The 19643-nt window shown below is 65.4% G+C and carries 16 protein-coding genes; 11 read left to right on the top strand and 5 right to left on the bottom strand.

Annotated features, from left to right (window positions below):
- Entirely contained in the window at window positions 1-1605 is a 1605-nt protein-coding gene (locus BDOA9_RS14935) for a B12-binding domain-containing radical SAM protein (protein WP_025034749.1), read from the bottom strand.
- Between the two features lie 357 nt (window positions 1606-1962).
- On the opposite strand from BDOA9_RS14935, the gene BDOA9_RS14930 reads away from it, so the two are divergent.
- The 10 genes from BDOA9_RS14930 to BDOA9_RS14885 all read left to right on the top strand — a co-directional run bounded on the left by BDOA9_RS14930 (window position 1963) and on the right by BDOA9_RS14885 (window position 11296).
- Complete coding sequence (locus BDOA9_RS14930; RefSeq protein WP_025034748.1) at window positions 1963-2412, top strand: (2Fe-2S)-binding protein; 450 nt, start codon at window positions 1963-1965, stop codon at window positions 2410-2412.
- Between the two features lie 12 nt (window positions 2413-2424).
- Complete coding sequence (locus tag BDOA9_RS14925) at window positions 2425-4611, top strand: xanthine dehydrogenase family protein molybdopterin-binding subunit (protein WP_025034747.1); 2187 nt, start codon at window positions 2425-2427, stop codon at window positions 4609-4611.
- 52 nt (window positions 4612-4663) lie between these two features.
- A complete protein-coding gene (locus tag BDOA9_RS14920; RefSeq protein ID WP_025034746.1) occupies window positions 4664-5935 on the top strand; it encodes an NAD(P)/FAD-dependent oxidoreductase in 1272 nt (423 codons plus the stop codon).
- 202 nt (window positions 5936-6137) lie between these two features.
- Complete coding sequence (soxX, locus tag BDOA9_RS14915) at window positions 6138-6572, top strand: sulfur oxidation c-type cytochrome SoxX (protein WP_445291809.1); 435 nt, start codon at window positions 6138-6140, stop codon at window positions 6570-6572.
- 4 nt (window positions 6573-6576) lie between these two features.
- The gene (locus BDOA9_RS14910) at window positions 6577-7044 is read left to right on the top strand and encodes a SoxY-related AACIE arm protein (protein ID WP_025034744.1); all 468 of its coding nucleotides are present in this window, start codon (window positions 6577-6579) and stop codon (window positions 7042-7044) included.
- On the top strand, window positions 7044-7361 hold the full coding sequence (soxZ, locus tag BDOA9_RS14905; protein WP_025034743.1) for a thiosulfate oxidation carrier complex protein SoxZ: 318 nt from the start codon (window positions 7044-7046) through the stop codon (window positions 7359-7361). Before BDOA9_RS14910 ends, soxZ begins: the two co-directional genes overlap by 1 nt.
- Complete coding sequence (gene soxA, locus BDOA9_RS14900; RefSeq protein ID WP_025034742.1) at window positions 7358-8134, top strand: sulfur oxidation c-type cytochrome SoxA; 777 nt, start codon at window positions 7358-7360, stop codon at window positions 8132-8134. The genes soxZ and soxA overlap by 4 nt, the downstream gene beginning before the upstream one ends.
- A 56-nt stretch (window positions 8135-8190) precedes the next feature.
- Window positions 8191-9540, top strand: coding sequence for an ABC transporter substrate-binding protein (locus BDOA9_RS14895; RefSeq protein ID WP_042336089.1), 1350 nt, complete (start codon window positions 8191-8193; stop codon window positions 9538-9540).
- Window positions 9537-10475 carry a carbohydrate ABC transporter permease gene (locus tag BDOA9_RS14890; protein WP_025034740.1) on the top strand — a complete coding sequence of 313 codons (939 nt, stop codon included), beginning with the start codon at window positions 9537-9539 and terminating at the stop codon, window positions 10473-10475. Before BDOA9_RS14895 ends, BDOA9_RS14890 begins: the two co-directional genes overlap by 4 nt.
- Window positions 10472-11296: a carbohydrate ABC transporter permease gene (locus BDOA9_RS14885; protein WP_025034739.1), complete on the top strand. Its 825-nt coding sequence runs from the start codon at window positions 10472-10474 to the stop codon at window positions 11294-11296. The genes BDOA9_RS14890 and BDOA9_RS14885 overlap by 4 nt, the downstream gene beginning before the upstream one ends.
- Before the next feature lie 57 nt (window positions 11297-11353).
- Here the strand turns inward: BDOA9_RS14885 and BDOA9_RS14880 are convergent, their stop codons facing one another.
- The 3 genes from BDOA9_RS14880 to BDOA9_RS14870 form a co-directional block, all read right to left on the bottom strand.
- Window positions 11354-13021, bottom strand: a complete 1668-nt coding sequence (locus BDOA9_RS14880; protein WP_025034738.1) for a hypothetical protein — start codon at window positions 13019-13021, stop codon at window positions 11354-11356.
- Window positions 13022-13032: 11 nt separating this feature from the next.
- Complete coding sequence (locus tag BDOA9_RS14875; RefSeq protein WP_025034737.1) at window positions 13033-13731, bottom strand: cysteine hydrolase family protein; 699 nt, start codon at window positions 13729-13731, stop codon at window positions 13033-13035.
- Window positions 13732-13937: 206 nt separating this feature from the next.
- Entirely contained in the window at window positions 13938-14891 is a 954-nt protein-coding gene (locus tag BDOA9_RS14870) for a hypothetical protein (protein ID WP_025034736.1), read from the bottom strand.
- A 164-nt stretch (window positions 14892-15055) separates the two neighbouring features.
- Between BDOA9_RS14870 and BDOA9_RS14865 the strand changes: the two genes are divergently transcribed.
- Entirely contained in the window at window positions 15056-18532 is a 3477-nt protein-coding gene (locus tag BDOA9_RS14865) for an indolepyruvate ferredoxin oxidoreductase family protein (protein ID WP_025034735.1), read from the top strand.
- Here BDOA9_RS14865 and BDOA9_RS14860 read toward each other — a convergent pair whose 3' ends face one another.
- Window positions 18533-19552 (bottom strand): S1C family serine protease, encoded by a 1020-nt coding sequence (locus tag BDOA9_RS14860; protein ID WP_025034734.1) that lies wholly within the window; start codon window positions 19550-19552, stop codon window positions 18533-18535.
- Between the last annotated feature and the right edge of the window lie 91 nt (window positions 19553-19643).

Here is a 19643-nt window from a genome sequence, read left to right as displayed (position 1 = left end):
TCAGGCCGCCGTCACGCCGACAGCCACCGGAGCGGCGGTCTCGTTGTCCAGCGCGGCCAGGCGTTCGTCGATGGCCGCGATGACCTTGCGCGAGTACGGTCCGAGATGTGCATAGGCCGCGATCATCTGCACGGCGATGCGGGCCGACGAGGTGTCGCGCTTGGCGCAGTTCATGAAGGTCTGCCAGAGCGGCCCCCGCGCCTCGGGAAGGGCGGAGACCACCTTGTGCACGGTCTCCATGGCGCCGAGCTTGGAGCGGATATCGCCTTCCGCAAGCTCGGAACGCTGCCTGGACCGGTCGAGCAGGGTCATCAGGCGGTCGACGCGTGCTGCATAGGCCGCCGGGCTGTAGATGTGCTCGAGCACCCGCTTGTAGTCCGTCAGGATGTCGCGCAACGGGCGGACCGGATCGAAGTTGATGCCGGCCGTGCACTGATCGGCGCCGATGGTCGGCGCCACGTCGTGGCCCGAATGCAGCCGGCCCTCGCGCTCCAGCCGGCGCGTGAGCTGCGTGTTCGGCAAGGCATAGAGCAGGCCGACCATGGCGACGGGAATTGCCGCCTCCTCGATGAAGTCGATCATCGAATCCGCCATCGCGACCTTCTCGTTGTCGAAGCCGACGATGAAGCCCGCGGTGACGAGCATTCCGGCAGCGTAGATCTTGTGGATGCTCTCGGCGATGTTGCGGCGCGTGTTCTGCTTCTTTCGCATCGCGACCAGGGTCTCCGGGTCCGGACTTTCGATGCCGACGAAGATGCCGAAGAAATTCGCCGCACCCATCAGCTCCAGGAGCTCCGGATCGTCGGCGAGGTTGACCGAGGCTTCCGTGGAGAATTCGAAGGGATAGCCGTGCGTGCGCTGCCATTCGGCGAGCTTCGGCAGGAACTGCCGCAGCGACTTCTTGTTGCCGATGAAATTGTCGTCGACGAAATCCAGATGGCCGCGATAGCCCATCTTGTAGAGCGTCTCGAGCTCGACGAACATCTGCTCGATCGTCTTGGTCCGCGGCACGCGCCCGTAGAGCTCGATGATGTCGCAGAATTCGCAGGTGAAGGGACAGCCGCGCGAATATTGCACCCCGAGGTAGAGATAGTCCTCGAACTTGAGCAGGTCGAAGCGCGGCACCGGCGTCTTGGTGACGTCGGCCTGGAACTTCGGTGCGGTGAAGGTGCCTGAGCGGGCCCCGCCCTCCCAGGCCGCGATGAAATCGTCGATGACGCTCTCGGCCTCGCCGAGCACCCGGAAATCCGCCCGCTCGTAGATGTGGGGGCTCGAGGTGGGGTCCGGTCCGCCGACCACGACCGGCTTGCCGGCGGCGCGGCAGAGCTCGATCAGGCGCAGCGTGTCGGCCTGCTGGGGCAACATTCCGCCGGTGAAGACGACGTCGGCCCAGGCGAGATCCTCCTCGCCGAAGGGGGCCGTGTTGCAATCGATCAGCCGGACCGTCCAGCTCTCGGGCAGCATTGCGGCAACGGTGATCAGGCCCAGGGGGGCGGCCGGGCGCTTGACGCCCATCACTTTGCAGGATTCGCCGAAGGTCCAGAAGGACTCTGCCGAGAACAGCGGGTAGAGCATCAGTACGTTGCAGGGACTCGGCACGTTCATGGAACTCCTTTTGCGTCGGCGCAGTGTACCAAAGCGCCCGCGACTTGCACCCCGGCAATAGGGACAAACTGTCGCCGCTGCGCAAGCGCAACGGGGCCCTGGAACCGGCGTTCACAGCCGGACGTCGCCTCAAGCCGCGGATTGGCGCTCTCGGAAGGGGACGTCAACCCGAATCGATTGCGAAGGGATGAGGCAAAACGGCGTCCCGGTCTATACCCCAGAGCGGGGACCATGCGCCTTGGCCGCGCTCGGTTTGTTGATTTGAACCTCGGACTGTTGATTTGAACCGTTCCAGCTTGCCGGACACATTGCGCCCCTGAGTTCAATCGGTGGATTGGGCCAATCAGGGGACTTGCGATGGCAAACCTAACAATCAACGGAAAAACCTTCACCCTCGACGTCGAGCCGGATACGCCGCTGCTCTGGGCGATCCGCGAGAATGCCGGCCTGACCGGCACCAAATACGGTTGCGGCATTGCACAATGCGGTGCCTGCACGGTTCATCTCGACGGCGTCGCGATGCGCTCCTGCGGGATCTCGGTCAGCGAGGCCGAGGGCAAGAAGATCACCACCATCGAGGGGCTCGCCTCGGGCGAGACGCTGCACAAGGTGCAGGAGGCCTGGATCGCCCAGGACGTGCCGCAATGCGGCTATTGCCAGAGCGGCATGATCATGGCGGTGGCCGCGCTCCTGAACGAGAAGCCGAAGCCGACCGACGCCGACATTGACGAGGCCATCACCAATATCTGCCGCTGCGGCACCTTCCAGCAGGTGCGCGAGGCGATCCACACGATCGCGAGCGCGTAAGGAAATCCCCACATGAACAAGCATATCTCGCCGCGGCTCAACCGCCGCGCTTTCGTCATCGGCACGGCTGCGGTCGGTGCCGGCCTCGCCATCGGTCTCGACCTCCCCTTCGGCGGCCCCGCACTGGTCCGCGCAGCCGACGGCTCGCCCGAAATCGGCGCCTGGGTCGTGGTCAGGCCCGACGACACCGTGGTGATCCGCATCGCCCGCTCGGAGATGGGCCAGGGCTCGCTGACCGGCCTCGCCCAGTTGGTCGCAGAGGAACTCGAATGCGACTGGACCAAGGTCACGACCGAATATCCGACCCCCGGCCAGAGCGTCGCGCGCAAGCGCGTCTGGGGTGATTTCTCGACCGGCGGCAGCCGCGGCATCCGCTCCTCGCAGGACTATGTCCGCAAGGGCGGCGCCACCGCGCGCGTGATGCTGATCCAGGCCGCAGCCGACGCATGGAAAGTGCCGGCCTCCGAATGCAGGGCCGAGAACAGCGTCATCACCCATGCGCCGTCGGGCCGAACCACGACATACGGCAAGGTGGCCGAGGCTGCGGCGAAACTGACGCCGCCGGCCGACGTCAAGCTCAAGGATCCGAAGGACTGGAAGCTGATCGGCAAGGGCGTCAATCGGCTCGACACCGCCGACAAGACCACCGGCGCGATGGTCTACGGCATCGATGTCAAGCTGCCGGGCATGCTGAACGCCGCGATCAAGGACTGCCCGGTGTTCGGCGGCAAGCTGAAGAGCTTTGACGAAGCCAAGATCGCCAACATGAAAGGCGTCAAGAGGGTGGTCAAGGTCGGCGATACCGCGGTCGCGGTCGTTGCCGACACCTGGTGGCACGCCAAGACCGCGCTGGAGGCGCTGCCGATCGTCTGGGACGAAGGCGACAACGCAAAGGTCTCCAGCGAGTCGATCGCGAAATGGCTGGCCGAGGGCCTCGACAATTCGCAGCCGGCCTATGTCGGCAACAAGAACGGCGATGCGAAGGCCGCCATTGCCGGTGCCGCCAAGAAGGTCGAGGCCGTCTACTCCTATCCCTACCAGAACCACGCCACGATGGAGCCGATGAACGCCACCGCGCTCTACACCGCCGACAAATGCGAGGTCTGGTGTGGCACGCAGAATGGCGAAGCGGCATTCGCGGCGGTGTTGGAGGCGTCCGGCCTGTCGGCCGAGAAGTGCGACGTGCACAAGGTGATGCCAGGCGGCGGCTTCGGCCGGCGCGGCCAGACCGACTATGTCCGCCAGGCGGTCATCATCGCCAAGCAGATGCCGGGCACGCCGATCAAGCTGCTGTGGTCCCGCGAAGAGGACATGGCGCACGGCCGGTATCACCCCATCACCCAGTGCAAGATGACCGGCGCGTTCGATGCCAACAACAATCTGATCGCGCTACACTACCGCCTGTCCGGGCAGTCGATCCTGTTCTCGCTGCGCCCCGAGGCGCTGCAGAACGGCATGGATCCGGCGGCCTTCCAGGGCGTCGCGCAATCCGGCGAAGCCGCGTTCGGCTATTCGGTGCCGAACCTGCTGGTCGAGCACGCGATGCGCAATCCGCACGTTCCGCCCGGCTTCTGGCGCGGCGTCAACGTCAATCACAACGCGATCTACATGGAATGCTTCATGGACGAGCTCGCCCAGGCCGCAGGCCAGGACCCGCTCGAATTCCGCCGCAAGCTGATGGGCAACCACCCCAAGCACCTCGCGGTGCTGAACGCGGTTGCCGAGAAGATCGGCTGGAACACGCCGGCGCCGCGCGGCATCTATCGCGGCATCGCCCAGGTCATGGGCTATGGCAGCTATGTCGCCGGCGCCGCCGAAATCTCGGTGACCGACGGCAGCAAGATCAAGGTGCATCGCATCGTCGCCTCCACCGATCCCGGCTACGTCGTCAATCCGGCGCAGGTGGAGCGACAGGTCGCCGGCTCCTTCGTCTATGGCCTCTCCGCGCTGTTCTACGGCGGCTGCACGGTGAAGGACGGCAAGATCGAGCAAACCAACTTCGACACCTACAATTCGATGCGCATCAACGAGATGCCGAAGGTGGAGACGGTGATGATGCCGAGCGGCGGGTTCTGGGGCGGCGTCGGCGAGCCGACCATCGGCGTCGCGGCGCCGGCGGTGCTGAATGCGTACTTCGCCGCGACCGGCAAGCGCATCCGCCAGGTGCCGCTGCGCGACCAGAACATCACCTTCGCGTAACAACACCTGCGGCGGTCGTATCGGCCGCCGCAGCATTTTCCGGACAGGTCTCATGAATGCGCCGGTGACACGGCGGAATGCCATTCTCGGCATCGCCGTCGCGGCCACATCGCTCGCCGCACCTTCGATCCTGCGCGCGCAATCGGCGGGCCGCGTCGTCGTGGTCGGCGGCGGCTTTGGCGGCGCGGCTTGCGCCCGCGCGCTCAAGCGCGCCGATGCAAAATTGCAGGTCACCCTGATCGAACCGAGCAAGACCTTTATCTCCTGTCCCTTCAGCAACGAGGTGATCGCGGGCCTGCGCGAAATCGAGGCGCAGCAGTTCGGTTATGACAAGCTTGCCGCAGAGAGCATCAGCATCGTCATCCAGGCCGCGACGGTCATCGACACGCAAATGCGTCGTGTGACGACGGGTGATGGCACCACGTTCGGCTATGATCGCCTCGTGCTCTCGCCCGGCATCGACTTTCATCTCGAAGCCCTGCCCGGCTACGACGACGCCGCAGCGGAAAAGATGCCACACGCCTGGAAAGCCGGCGCGCAGACGCTGTTGCTGCGCAGGCAATTGGAAGCAATGGAAGACGGCGGTACGGTCGCCATTGCAATCCCCGCCAATCCCTCGCGCTGCCCGCCCGCGCCTTACGAGCGCGCCAGCCTGATCGCGCATTACCTGAAGTCGAGAAAGCCGCGTTCGAAAGTTCTGATCCTCGATGCCAAGGACGCGTTCTCGCAGCAGCGGCTGTTCGAGACGGCGTGGAAGGAGCTCTACGGCGAGATGATCGAGCGGATCGCACTGTCGCAAGGCGGCCGCGTCACCTCGGTCGATCCGACGACGCGAACCATCGTCACTGAGTTCGGCAACTACACCCCTGATGTCGCCAACGTCATCCCGCCGCAGCGCGCCGGCCGCCTCGCCGGCATCGCGGGCGTTGCGGACGCGACCGGCTGGTGCCCGATCGATCCCGTCACGTTCGAGTCGAAACTCGTTCCGAACGTCCACGTCGTTGGCGATGCCTGCCTCGGCGGCGGCATTCCCAAATCGGCCTCCGCTGCGAGCGCGCAAGGCAAGGCCTGCGCTGCCGCGATCGTCGCTTTACTCGCGGGCCGCGCGCCGGACACGCCACTCCTGGCAGGCATCTGCTACAACATCGTCGCGCCCGGCTACGGCTTCTCGCTCACCGGCAACTACCAGCCGCGCGGCGACATCTTCGCCGAGGTCGAGGGTGGTACCACCAGCCCGGCCGACGCCCCGCGCGAATTGCGCGTCCGCGAGGCCGCGGAGGCGGAGCGCTGGTTTGAAACCATCACGGCGGACACCTTTGGCTAGAGCAATGATGGAACGCGCCTGCCGCCACGACCACAGTGCGCCCCCTCCCCCGCCTGCGGGGGAGGGTTGGGGAGAGGGTGTTTCCGCTCGCGAGAACCCCCAAGAGGAAGGAGCCCTCACCCGCCGCTTCGCGATGACCTCTTCCGCAAGCGGGAGAGGTGAGCGGAGCCCGCGGCGACCTCCATCAGTCCATCGAACAAGCGTGGCCGCAGCGCTGATCGCGGCGAGCGTCACACTCCCGATCAGCGCGGAAGCACAAGAGCTCGTGCCCTACACAATCGTCGGCGACGGCATCCCGCAATCGCTCACAGGCTCACCCGGCGATGCCGCGCGTGGGCGCGTTCTGATGCTCGCGCGCACGACGACCTGCATCCTCTGCCATTCCGGCCCATTCCCTGAGACGCGGTTCCAGGGCGACCTCGCGCCCGATCTCTCTGGCACCGGGAACCGGTGGTCCGTGAGCCAGTTGCGGCTTCGACTGGTTGATGCCTCGCGCTTCAATCCGGACACCATCATGCCGTCCTATTATCGCAACGGCGGCCTCGTCCGCGTCGGGCGCAATTTTGCCGGCAAGCCGATCCTGTCGGCTGCGGAGATCGAGGACATAGTCGCTTTTCTTGCAACGCTTCGGGACTAGGCTCATGCCAACCACGCGACGACAATTCTTGAACTTTGCCGGAGGCATGACAGTCGCCGGGACGATCCCGATCGTGACGCTGCGGCCAATCGAAGCGACGCCGGCGATGCTCAACGCTGCGATCCGCAACGTCGTCGGCGAAGCCCAGCTTCGCACCGGCCGGATCAAGCTCGACATTCCGCCGCTGGTCGAGAACGGCAACACGGTGCCGATGACGGTCAGCGTCGCGAGCCCGATGACGGCGGACGATCACGTCAAGAGCATCCACGTCTTCAACGAGAAGAACCCGCAGCCGAACATCGGCAATTTCTATTTTTCTCTATTCTCCGGCCGAGCCCAGGTCTCGACCCGGATCCGGCTCGCCGACACCCAGAAGGTGGTCGCGATCGCGCGCCTGTCGGACGACACGTTCTGGCAGGTTGCCAGCGAAATCGTCGTGACGCTGGCGGCGTGCACCGAGGAGCTGAACTGATGGCCGCCCTGATCAACGTTCCCTCGAAGGCCAGGCGTGGCGAGATCATCGAGATCCGCACGTTGACCTCGCACATCATGGAAACAGGCTTCCGTCACACCGCGGATGGCACGCTCGTGCCGCGCGACATCATCACGGGCTTCGTCTGCCGCTACAACGGCGCCGAGATCTTTCGTGCCGACCTGTTTCCGGCGATTGCCGCGAACCCGTATTTGTCGTTCTTCACGGTGGCCAAGGAGAGCGGCAAGTTCGAGTTCGAGTGGATTGGCGACAACGGCTATTCGTCCACCGCATCGGCCTCGATCACGGTCGGATGATCTCTTGGCGCGCGATAGCGGCGATATTGCTCGTCACCGGTCCCGCCCTGCTCGCCGGAGAGATCCCGCCGGATGCGCGCCGCTCCGGCTATGCCTTCATGGGTCCGGACACCCGCGCGATGCAGGATGACGACACCGCCAATCCGGGCATGCTGTTCGTGCTCGACGGCGAGCAGCTGTGGAAGAAGACGACCGGCGCCGCCGACAAGGCCTGCGCGGACTGCCATGGCGATGCGCGCAGCAGCATGAAAGGCATCGCGGCGCGCTACCCCGCCTTCGACAAGGCGCTGGGGCGCCCCGTCACGCTCGACCAGCGGATCAATCTCTGCCGCGCCGATCACCAGCAGGCGACGCCGCTGCCCTACGAGAGCCGCGACCTGCTCGCCTTGTCCGCCTTCGTCGGCCACCAGTCACGCGGCATTCCGATCACCGCAGGCGACGACCCGCAAGTCAAGCCGTTTGTCGACCAGGGCCGCGCCCTCTTCATGCAGCGCGAAGGCCAGCTCAACCTTGCCTGCACCAATTGCCATGACGACAATTTCGGCAAGCGCCTCGCCGGCGCCCCGATCACGCAAGGACAGCCGACCGGCTATCCACTCTACCGCCTGGAGTGGCAGACGCTGGGGTCGATCGAGCGCCGGTTGCGCAGCTGCATGACCGGTGTTCGCGCCCAGGCCTATGATTACGGCTCGCCCGAGCTGGTCGCGCTCCAACTATACCTGATGTCGCGAGCGCGCGGTCTGCCGATGGAAACGCCGGCGGTGCGTCCCTGATGGCAGATTAGGGCTAGGCAGGCGTGGTACGGCCGCTAGTATCCCCTCCAAAGAAAATGAATCAGAGGGAGGGACCTAAATTGGCCAACTACAACATCTCGCGCCGCACGCTGCTCAAGGGCACCGCCGCGGCCGGCGCGCTCGGCCTGACCGGAGTGCCGGCCCGCGCCGAGGTCAACTGGAAGAAATACGCCGGCACCAAGCTGGAGGTGATCCTCGCCAAGGGTCCGCGCGGCGACAACCTGCAAAAGAACATCAAGGAGTTCACCGAGCTCACCGGCATCCAGGTCGAGTCCGAGCAGATCCCCGAGCAGCAGCAGCGCCAGAAGGTCGTGATCGAGCTGACCTCGGGACGGCCGAGCTTCGACGTCGTGCATCTCAGCTATCACGTGCAGAAGCGGCAGTTCGAGAAAGCCGGCTGGCTCGCCGACATGACGCCGTTCATGAAGGACCCGACGCTGACCGCGCCGGATCTCGTCGAAAGCGACTTCTCGGCCGCGGGCCTGCAATACGCCAAGAACGACAAGGGCCAGATGCTGTCGCTGCCCTGGTCGGTCGATTATTTCATCCTCTACTACAACAAGGAGCTGTTCGAGAAGAAGGGCGTCGCGGTCCCCAAGACCTTCGACGAGATGGTCGCGGCCGCCGAAAAGCTCACGGACGCCAAGGACGGCACCTACGGCTTCGTCGGGCGCGGCCTGCGCAACGCCAACATGACGTTGTGGACGAATTTCTTCCTCAACTACGGCGGCGAATTCCTCGACGCCAAGGGCAATATCCAGACCGACGGCCCGGAAGCGGTCGCGGCGACGAAGCTCTATCAGACGCTGCTGACCAAGGTCGCCCCGCCCGGCGTCGCCGGCTTCAACTGGATGGAGTCGATGGCTTCCTTCACCCAAGGACGTTCGGCGATGTGGATCGATGGCGTCGGCTGGGCGCCGCCGCTGGAGGATCCCGCCGCCTCGCGCGTGGTCGGCAAGGTCGGCTACACCGTCGTGCCGGCCGGACCGAAGGGGCAATATTCGGCCACCTATGGCGACGGCATCGGCATCGCCGCGGCCAGCAAGAACAGGGAAGCCGCCTATCTGCTCTGCCAATGGGTGGTCTCGAAGAAGCAGGGCGCGCGGCTGCTGCAGGCCGGCGGCGGCGTGCCGTTCCGCAACTCGATCCTGAACGATCCCGAGATCCAGAGCGGCGTGAAGATGCCCAAGGAGTGGCTGCAATCGGTGATCGATTCCGCCAAGATCAGCAAGCTCGGCCTGCCCGTCGTCATTCCGGTGGCCGAATTCCGCGATCTCGTCGGCGCGGCGCTCACCTCGACCCTGTCGGGCGCCGATCCCGCGACCGAGTTGAAGAAGGCGCACGAACAGTATCGGCCGATCCTGGAGCGTAGCGAAAAGGCGTGAGTGCGTTGATACAATCGACTCCGGCCGCGGCTTCGACCGAGGCCGCGCCGGAGAAGGAATTGCGGCCGCCATCCTACTGGCCGTTCGTGGTGCCGGCGCTGGTCGTCGTGCTCGCCATCATCATCTTCCCGTGGGTGTTCACGATCTGGATGAGCCTGAACGAGTGGAAGGTCGGCTCGCCCACCACGTTCGTCGGGTTCTCGAACTATCTGCGGCTCACCAGCGATCCGCGCTTTCTCGAGGCGGTCGGCCACACGCTGGTCTACACCGTGCTGTCGGTGGTGCTGCCGCTGATCCTCGGCACACTCTCCGCCGTCGTGTTTCACCAAAATTTCGCCGGCCGGGGATTTCTGCGCGGCGTCTTCATCATGCCGATGATGGCGACGCCCGTGGCGATCGCGCTGGTCTGGACCATGATGTTCCACCCGCAGCTCGGCGTGCTGAATTACCTGCTGTCGCTGGTTGGGATTCCCGCGCAGCTCTGGGTGTTTCATCCCGCGACCGTCATTCCCTCGCTGGTGCTGGTCGAGACCTGGCAGTGGACGCCGCTGGTGATGCTGATCGTGCTCGGGGGCCTCGCCGCGATCCCGACCGAGCCCTATGAGAGCGCGCAGATCGACGGCGCCAGCTTCTGGCAGGTGTTCCGCTTCATCACGCTGCCGCTGATCATGCCGTTTTTGTTCATCGCGGGCATGATCCGCATGATCGACGCGGTCAAGAGCTTCGACATCATCTTCGCGATCACGCAAGGCGGACCGGGCTCGGCATCGGAGACGATCAACATCTATCTCTACAGCGTCGCCTTCACCTATTACGACCTCGGCTACGGCTCGGCGATCGCGGTCGTGTTCTTCCTGCTGATCGTCCTGCTCGCGGCGGTGATGCTCTACGCCCGCCAGCGCATGCTGTGGACCGAGATCGCGAGCGGCGCATGACACCCCGCCAGATCATCGGCAAAATCGGCCTGTGGCTGTCCGTGCTCGTCATCGTCTCGCCGGCGATCCTGTTCTTCCTCTGGATGCTTTCGCTGTCGCTCAAGTTCGAGGTCGACAATGCGGCCTACCCGCCGGTGTTCTTTCCGGATCGCATCGCCTGGAAGAACTATGCCGACGTGCTCGCCTCCAACCGCTTCCTGACCTATTTCATCAACAGCCTGATCGTCACCGGCAGCGCGACGGTGCTGGCGCTGATGGTCGGCGTCCCCGCCGGCTACGGCATCGCGCGCATGGCCGCGCACAAATCCGCGATCGTGATCCTGATCGCCCGCATCACGCCGGGACTGTCGTATTTGATCCCGCTGTTCCTGCTGTTCCAGTGGCTCGGCCTGCTCGGCACGCTGGTGCCGCAGATCATCATCCATCTCGTCGTCACCGTGCCGATCGTGATCTGGATCATGATCGGCTATTTCGAGACGACGCCGATGGAGCTGGAGGAAGCCGCCCTGATCGATGGTGCCGGCCGCTGGCAGGTCTTCCGCCACGTCGCGCTGCCGATTGCAAGGCCCGGCATCGCGGTCGCCTTCATTCTCGCCGTGATCTTCTCCTGGAACAATTTTGTGTTCGGCATCGTGCTGGCGGGACGCGAGACCCGCACGCTGCCGGTCGCCGTCTACAACATGATCTCGTTCGACCAGCTGAGCTGGGGACCGCTGGCCGCCGCTGCGCTGATCGTCACCTTTCCGGTGCTGCTGCTCACCGTGCTGGCGCAGCGGCAGATCGTGGCCGGGCTCACGGCGGGGGCGGTCAAGGGCGGATAAAAAACGAAGCGGCCGGACGCCTCCTCGCGCCCAGCCGCTTTTTGTTGCGATTTCGCCCTATTCCGCCGGCGCGGCCGACATCTCCGGATGCGCGGCGTAGTGCTCGGTGGTGCCGAGCTTGCTGGCGGCGAACAGGCCGGCGGCCATCACGGCGTAGGCCAGCGCGACCGCGGGGGTCACGCCAAAACCGCCGCCGATGCCGACGGCCTCGCCATGCATGAAGCCGAAGTAAGTCAGCACCGCACCGACCAGCGCGAACGCCGAGGCCTTCTCGAAATCGCGCTCGATGATGAAGACGCCGATCGCACCCAGGATGAGACCGCCGAGGATGGAGCCGCCGCCCATCACCTCGAGGCCGTGATAGAACACGCCCTGCTGCGGCAGCGCGGCGATCGCGGCGGCCTTGACTGCATCGGCCTTGTCGGCCGCCATGCCGCCGACACTGGCCGCCGCGTTCATGGTAGAGCCCAGCATCGTGTCGATCTGGAGCTTGGCCCACGCGGCCAGATGCGGCGTCAGCGCCAGCACGATCGCGGGCGCATGCTTGACCGGCGTGGTCTGGAACGCCTGCGCGCCGATCAGCATGCCGATATAGAGCAGGATCGGCGAAATCGCGACGACGGGCACCAGCGCCAGCAGCACCGAGATGATGCCGAACCAGGACAGCACCACCACCATGATGCCGGTTGCAGCCGAATAACCGATCCGGCCGCCCATGGCCTTCCAACCGGGATGGCCGATATAGACGGCGTTGATGAAGGGATTGCCCATCAGGCAGCCGATCAGGCTGACGACGCCGTCGGCGGTGAGCACGCGCGTGGTCGGATAGTCGTCGCCGGCCGCTTCCGCGCTCTCGACATTGTCCATGGCCTCGACGAGGTCGTAGATGCCGAACGGAATGGCGGTGACGAGGATGATGCCGAGGAACTCGAAGCCGGAGAAGACGTAGCCGACCGCCGGGATCGGCACCGAGAAGCCGAAATTGGCAAAGGCTGCGCCGACACCCGCGATGCTCAGGCCGCCGAGGCCGAGCCCGAACAGGTTCGAGCCCCAGGCGATGATCATGCCGGCCGCGATCGCGACGAGGCCAGCGGGAATGCCGCGCCAGTATTTCACGCCGCCGAACCAGCTCACCAGGATGATGGCGAAGCAGACGAGACCGATCTGCGGCGTCATGTACATCTCCAGCGCCGGCCGCATCGAGATGAAGGTGACGGAGACGCCGGCGAGCGTGCCGAGCAGCGCCGCGCGCGGCGTGATCTTGCGGATGAACGGCGCGATGAAGCCGCCGATCATCAGGATGAAACTCTGGAAGAACACCCAGACGAGGCCCGCCGACCAGCCCTTGAGCGGATCGCCGGTCTTGAGCGTGATCGGCAGCATGATCACGAAGGTGACGATGAACATGTGCGGCACGCTGACGCCCGACGGCAGCGCGCAGACGTCGTTGCGGCCGGTCTTCTGGGCGAGGCGGTAGGCGAGATAGGCGTAATAGAAGGTGGAGAGGCACATCATCAGCCCCAGCGCGGGCAGGATGCGGCCGAACACGAGGCTATCTGGCATCTTCAGCACGAAGCGCAACAGGCCCGTGAGCACCAGCATGTTGACGAGGATATTGGTACCGAAGCCGAAAAGCGCGTTCCAGTCGCCCGATGTCCATAGCGCCGGCTTGAATCCAGACTTGTTCAGATCAGAACTGCCGGCCGTCCCCGTCAATGTGCTCATGATAATACCCCCTATGTGGTCGAAATCTTCATCGCCTCCAGAACTGCGGCTGAATCCGCGACCCAGCCGAAGATGCCGCCCTGGGCCTTGATCATCCTCAGGCCCATCTCGTGAAACTCGGGGAAGTAGGACGCGCAGCCGTCGGCGATGACGACGCAGCGATAGCCGCGGTCATTGGCCTCGCGCACCGTGGTGTTGACGCACACTTCGGTGGTCACGCCGCACACGAGCAAATTCTCGATGCCGTATTTCTCCAGGACCTCGCCGAGCTCGGTCGCGTAGAACGCTCCCTTGCCGGGCTTGTCGATCACGATTTCGCTGTCGAGCGGATAGAGCTCGGGAATGATGTCGTGGCCGGCCTCACCGCGAATCAGGATGCGCCCCATCGGGCCGGGATCGCCGATGCGAAGGCTCGGCGCACCGCGCTCGACCTTCGCCGGCGGCGCGTCGGAGAGATCGGGCAGGTGCCCCTCGCGCGTGTGAATGACCAGCATGCCGGTGTCGCGCGCCGCCGTCAGCACCGCGCCGATCGGCTTCACCGCGCGCGCGAGCTGGCTGACATCGTTGCCCAGCGTCTCGCCGAAACCGCCGGGCTCCATGAAATCGCGCTGCATGTCGATGATGAGAAGCGCGGTGGCGGGCCAGTCGAGCGTGATCGGCTCGGGCTCGGCGCTGACGACGCCCTTTGTCGGCTTGGCTGAGTTCAACATGACGGCCCCGCGAGAACTCTCTTGGTCGGGAGTTCTGCAAGCGCCGTGCCATTGTGTACAATTGCGATGGCGCGTGGGCGGCGAGGGAATTCGTCGTCTGGTCAGCAGGTTACGCCAGCGATCGGCGTCTGCTCATTCCCTGTGCGACGGCTTTGCGACGTGCATTTGCTTAAAGGGTGAGCGGCCTCCGCCGCGACACCTTGCGCCTACGACCCTGCCCCATACAGCCGCCGATGCTCTTCTTCATACGGGGCGTAGGACTCCTTCAGCGTTGCCGCGTTGAGCAGCATGGTCGCGACCATCGCGCCCGCCTTGTCGAACACGCGCGTCTTGACCCAGGCGCTTTCGGTGCGGCGGCTGCCGGAGAGCGCGACCACCTCGCGCTCGACTTCATACTCCTCACCCTCGAAGAGCGGCCCTTTCACCAGACGGATCTCCTGGTCGGCGAACAGGCCGACGGCCGGGCCCTTGGCCGGCAGCGGATCGTCCTTGGAGCGGTACTGGAACAGCACGCTCAGCATCTCCATCGGGATGATGGGCTTGCCCCACGGATTATCCGTGCCCGAATAGTAGGGCGAGCTCTCGGTGATGACGGCGAGTTTCTGCCGAAGGGAAAACGGATAGAGGTCGCCCATGTTCTGGTCGAGCGCCATGCGCACCGACTGCCGCTTGCTCGTCTGCGCCACCTTCACGTCGCGCAGGATCACGGGATCCGTGAGCGGCTTGAGCTCGCCGAGGCGCGTCTCGAGCGCGGTCGCAACCGGCGCATCGCCGACCGAGGCCGTGCCGCGCAGCACCTCGGTGCCGTCGCGTTTGACCATCTGGATCTGGCACTGGCGCGTAGCAGGCAGCGGTTTCGACAGGATCGCCTGCACCTCCTCTCCCTCGTAGCAGACACTGCGATAATGCGCGGAAAGGCAGCCGGTTTCGAACCAGGCCTGTCCCCACAGCCGCTCGCCGAGCGGCGCGAACTGGCTGAAATGCGTCGGGCCCTCGATGGTGCCGCCCTTGAAGCCGAGCTTCTGCGCGGTGGCGTCGTCATGGATCGAGGCGTGCGCGTCGTAGGTCTGCGCCTGCAGCATCTGGCGTGGCTGACGCCACGGCCCGATCAGGGCCTCGGCCGTCTCCGTGATCTCGGTGTCGAATGCGTTTGCAGTCATGGCGCTCTCCGCGTGCAAGCCATGACTAGCAGGAGCGCCAAGGATGCGGCTAGCCGTATTGACTTCGCTGGCCCATCCTTTTGACTGTCACAATTCGCGTCGCGCAGCCGCACTCCTTCCCGCAGCGCAAAACTCCCGCCGAACGAAAGACGAGGGCTTCCGAAATGACGCTGTTGCAGGTCGAGCTGGACGACAAATACCGGCTCGAATCGAAGCGGATCTTCCTGTCCGGCACGCAGGCCCTGGTCCGCCTGCCCATGTTGCAGCGCGAACGCGACCGGCTTCAGGGCCTCAACACCGGCGGCTTCATCTCGGGCTATCGCGGTTCCCCGCTCGGCATGTACGACCACGCGTTGTGGCGCGCGAAATCGCACCTTCAGCAGCACGACATCGCCTTCGTCCCCGGTCTGAACGAGGACCTCGCCGCCACCGCCGTCTGGGGCAGTCAGCAGGTCGGCCTGTTTCCCGGCGCCAAGGTCGATGGCGTGTTCGGGATCTGGTACGGCAAGGGCCCGGGCGTGGACCGCTCGGTGGATGCGCTCAAGCACGCCAATGCGGCCGGCACCTCGCTCAATGGCGGCGTGCTCGCGCTCGCCGGCGACGACCATGGCTGCCAGTCCTCGACGCTGGCGCATCAGAGCGAGCAGGTGTTCGCAGCAGCGCTGATCCCGGTGATCAATCCGGCCACGCTCCAGGACTATCTCGACCTGGGCCTCTACGGCTTTGCGCTGTCGCGCTTCTCCGGCTGCTGGGTCGGCTTCAAGGCGATCAGCGAAACCGTCGAGAGCTCGGCCTCGATTTATAGCGACCCTGAACGCGTCAAGATCGTGCTGCCCGACGATTTCGAGATGCCGCCCGGCGGCCTCAACATCCGCTGGCCCGATCCGCCGCTGGAGGCAGAGAAGCGGCTGTTCGGGCCGAAGATGGCGGCGGTACAGGCCTTCGCCCGCGCCAACCAGCTCGACCGCATCGTGCTCGATTCCAAGCCCGCGCGGCTCGGCATCGTCGCCACCGGCAAGGCCTATCTCGATCTACGCCAGGCACTTGCCGACCTCGGCATCACCGACAAGGACGCGCAGGATTTGGGCTTGCGCATCTACAAGGTCGCGCTGACCTGGCCGCTGGAGGAAAGCGGTGCCAAGCGTTTCGCCGAAGGCCTTCAGGATGTGTTGGTGGTCGAGGAGAAGCGCGGCTTCATCGAAGACCAATTGATGCGCATCCTCTACAACGTCGATGCCTCAAAGCGTCCGACCATCACAGGCAAACGCGACGAGCGCGGTGCGCCGCTGTTGCCGAGCGAGGGCGAGCTGACGCCGACCATCGTCGCTGGCGCGCTGGTGGCGCGCTTGCGCAAGCTCGGCCATCACAGTCCCGTGCTGGAGCAGCGCCTCGCGCGGCTCGAGGCGTTCGACAATCCGGTCACGACCAGCGCGCCGATCAAGCTCGCGCGCACGCCGTTCTTCTGCTCGGGCTGCCCGCACAACACCTCGACGCGCGTGCCCGAGGGCAGCCGCGCCATGGCCGGCATCGGCTGCCACGGCATGGCCCTGAGCATGCCGACCCGTCGCACGGATCTGATCTCCCATATGGGCGCCGAGGGCGTGAACTGGATCGGCCAGTCGCCCTTCACCACCGAAACGCACATCTTCCAGAATCTCGGCGACGGCACCTACACCCATTCCGGCCTGCTGGCGCTGCGCGCAGCTTCGGCGGCCGGCATCAACATCACCTACAAGATCCTCTACAACGACGCTGTCGCGATGACCGGAGGCCAGCCGGCCGAAGGCGCCTTCAACGTCGCGCAGATCGCCCATCAGGTCTGGGCCGAGGGCGTCAAGCGGCTCGCGATCGTCTCGGACGATCCCAGCAAGTACCCGCAAGGCAACTTCTTCCCGCAAGGCGCCACCATTCACCACCGCCGCGAGCTCGACGCCGTGCAGCGCGAGCTGCGCGACATCAAGGGCCTCACCGTCATCATCTACGACCAGACCTGCGCCGCCGAGAAACGCCGCCGCCGCAAGCGCGGGCTCTATCCGGATCCGGCCAAGCGCGCCTTCATCAACGAGCTGGTCTGCGAAGGCTGCGGCGATTGCTCGCAGGCCTCGAACTGCGTCTCGGTGCAGCCGCTGGAGACCGAGTTCGGCCGCAAGCGCCAGATCGACCAGTCGAACTGCAACAAGGATTTTTCCTGCGTCGAGGGCTTTTGCCCGAGCTTCGTCACCGTGCATGGTGGTTCGCTGAAGCGGATGAAGACCTCGGCGGTCGATTCCGGCCAGCTGTTCGCCGATCTGCCGCTGCCCCCCGCGCGTGAGCTGGACGGCCCCTACAACATCCTCGTGACCGGCATCGGCGGCACCGGCGTCATCACCATCGGCGCACTGCTCGGCATGGCCGCCCATGTCGACGGCCGCGGCTGCTCGGCACTCGACTTCACCGGCCTGTCGCAGAAGAACGGCGCGGTGATGAGCCACGTCCGCATCGCACCGAAGCCGGAGGACATCTCCGCGGTCCGCATCACCACCGGCGGCGCCGACGTCATCCTCGGCTGCGACATGGTCGTCTCGGCCGGCCCCACGGCGCTGAGCCGCGCCGAGCGCGGCGTGACCAAGGCCTACATCAACGCCGATCTGCAGCCGACCGCGAGCTTCGTGCAAAATCCCGATCTCGATTTCGAGATGGGCGCGATGCAGACCGTGCTGCGCGACGCCGTCGGCGACAACAACCTCGACATCCTCGACGCCACGGGCATCGCCGCGGGTCTGATGGGCGACAGCATCGCGACCAATCCCTTCATGCTCGGCTTCGCCTTCCAGAAGGGCGCGATCCCGCTGTCGCTGGAGGCCCTGTTCCGTGCCATCGAGATCAACGGCGCCGCGATCGAGATGAACAAGCTCGCCTTCACCTGGGGGCGCCTTGCCGCCCACGACATGTCGCGCGTGCGCAGCGTGCTCCAGTTCAAGGCCCGGGCATCCACGGCAGCCAAATCGCTCGACAACATCATCGCGACCCGCGCCGAATTCCTGACCTTCTATCAGGACAAGGCCTATGCCGACCGCTACCTCGCAGCCGTCGCCAAGGTCCGCAAGTCGGAGAGCGCGGCTTCGCCCGGGTCAACCGAGCTCACGGAAGCAGTTGCAAAGAACCTGTTCAAGCTGATGTCCTACAAGGACGAATACGAGGTCGCCCGCCTCTACACCGACGGCAGCTTCGCCAGGAAAGTGTCGGAGAAATTCGACGGCGACTTCACGCTGAAGTATCACCTGGCACCGCCGATCTTCGCCAAGCGCGACAAGACGACCGGACATCTGCAGAAGCAGGAGTTCGGGAGCTGGATGATCCACGCCTTCCGCGTGCTCGCCAAACTGAAATTCCTGCGCGGCGGCGCGTTCGACCCGTTCGGACGCACCGAGGAGCGCCGGACCGAGCGGAAGCTGATCGCGGATTATCTGGCGATGATCGATCAGCGGATCACAGGGTTGAAGCCGGAGCAGATCCCGCTGCTGGCGCGGCTCGCGCGCGTGCCGGAAACCATCCGCGGCTTCGGCCACGTCAAGGACGCCAACGTCAAGCTGGCGGCGGCCGAGACGGCGCGGCTGCAAGCGGAGCTCGACAACAGCCGCTTTGCCGCGGCGGCGGAGTAGTCAGCGCGCCGGCTTGCGCTCGACCGGGTCGATGTCGATCGCCCGCAGGCGGCCGAGGCGCAGCACGTCCATGGCGAGCCGCCGGCCGATCCGGTCGCGGTCGAGCACGCGGATCAGGTCGTCGACGCCATCGATCTCGACGCCGTCGAGCCTGATCACGACGTCGCCGGGCAACAGGCCCGCCTTGGCCGCCGGCCCGTCAGGCTCGATCTGCATCAGGAGCGCGCCCATCTTGTTCTCGACCCCGGCCAGCACCGCATGCCGCCGCGGGACCGGCGCGGTCTGTCCGGCAACGCCGATATAGGCGCGGCGGACATAGCCGTGACGGATGATCTCCGACAGCACGAATTGCGCGGTGTTGCTGGCGACCGCAAAACAGATTCCTTGCGCGCCGTTGATGATCGCCGTGTTGATGCCGATCACCTCGGCATGCGACGACACCAGCGGCCCGCCGGAATTGCCGGGATTGAGCGCGGCATCGGTCTGGATCACGTCCTCGATGGTGCGCCCGCTCACCGAGCGGATCGAGCGGCCGAGCGCCGAGACCACGCCGGCCGTCACGGTCGATTCGAAGCCGAGCGGATTGCCGATGGCGATCACGAGCTGGCCGCGCCGCAACGTCTTGGAGTCGCCGAGCGCGGCATAGGGCAGATGGCGCACGCCGTTGGCGCGCAGCAGCGCCAGATCCGTGTCGGGATCGATCCCGAGCACCTGGGCGTCGCCGACATGGCCCTCGACGTCGCGCAGCCGGATCTCCTTCGAGGTGCCGACCACATGGCTGTTGGTGAGCACGAGCCCGTCCGGCGAGATCACGATGCCGGAGCCGAGCCCGCCGCGCTCGCGGCCGTTCGGCACCTTGGGACCGGTCTCAACCCGCACAACCGCAGGGCCGACGCGGTCCGTCACATCGATCACGGCATTGGAATAGGCGTCCAGCAGCGTCCGGTCATCGACCGGAGCAGACGCCGTCGTTCGCGATGACGCTGCGTCATCGGCGATATCTGAGGTGAAGTCCAACATGGCAAGAGTCCTTGAAGGCTCACACAGATGGTGGCCTGTTTCCTGCCGCGCAAGATGCCCGCCTGGAGCGCAAGGCTGGACTGCCCAGATG

Source organism: Bradyrhizobium sp. DOA9 (assembly GCF_000617845.2).
In the GTDB taxonomy this organism is placed as follows: Bacteria; Pseudomonadota; Alphaproteobacteria; order Rhizobiales; family Xanthobacteraceae; genus Bradyrhizobium.
The sequence above is the reverse complement of the archived record's forward strand: the minus strand, read 5'-3'. Positions and strand labels throughout refer to the sequence as shown.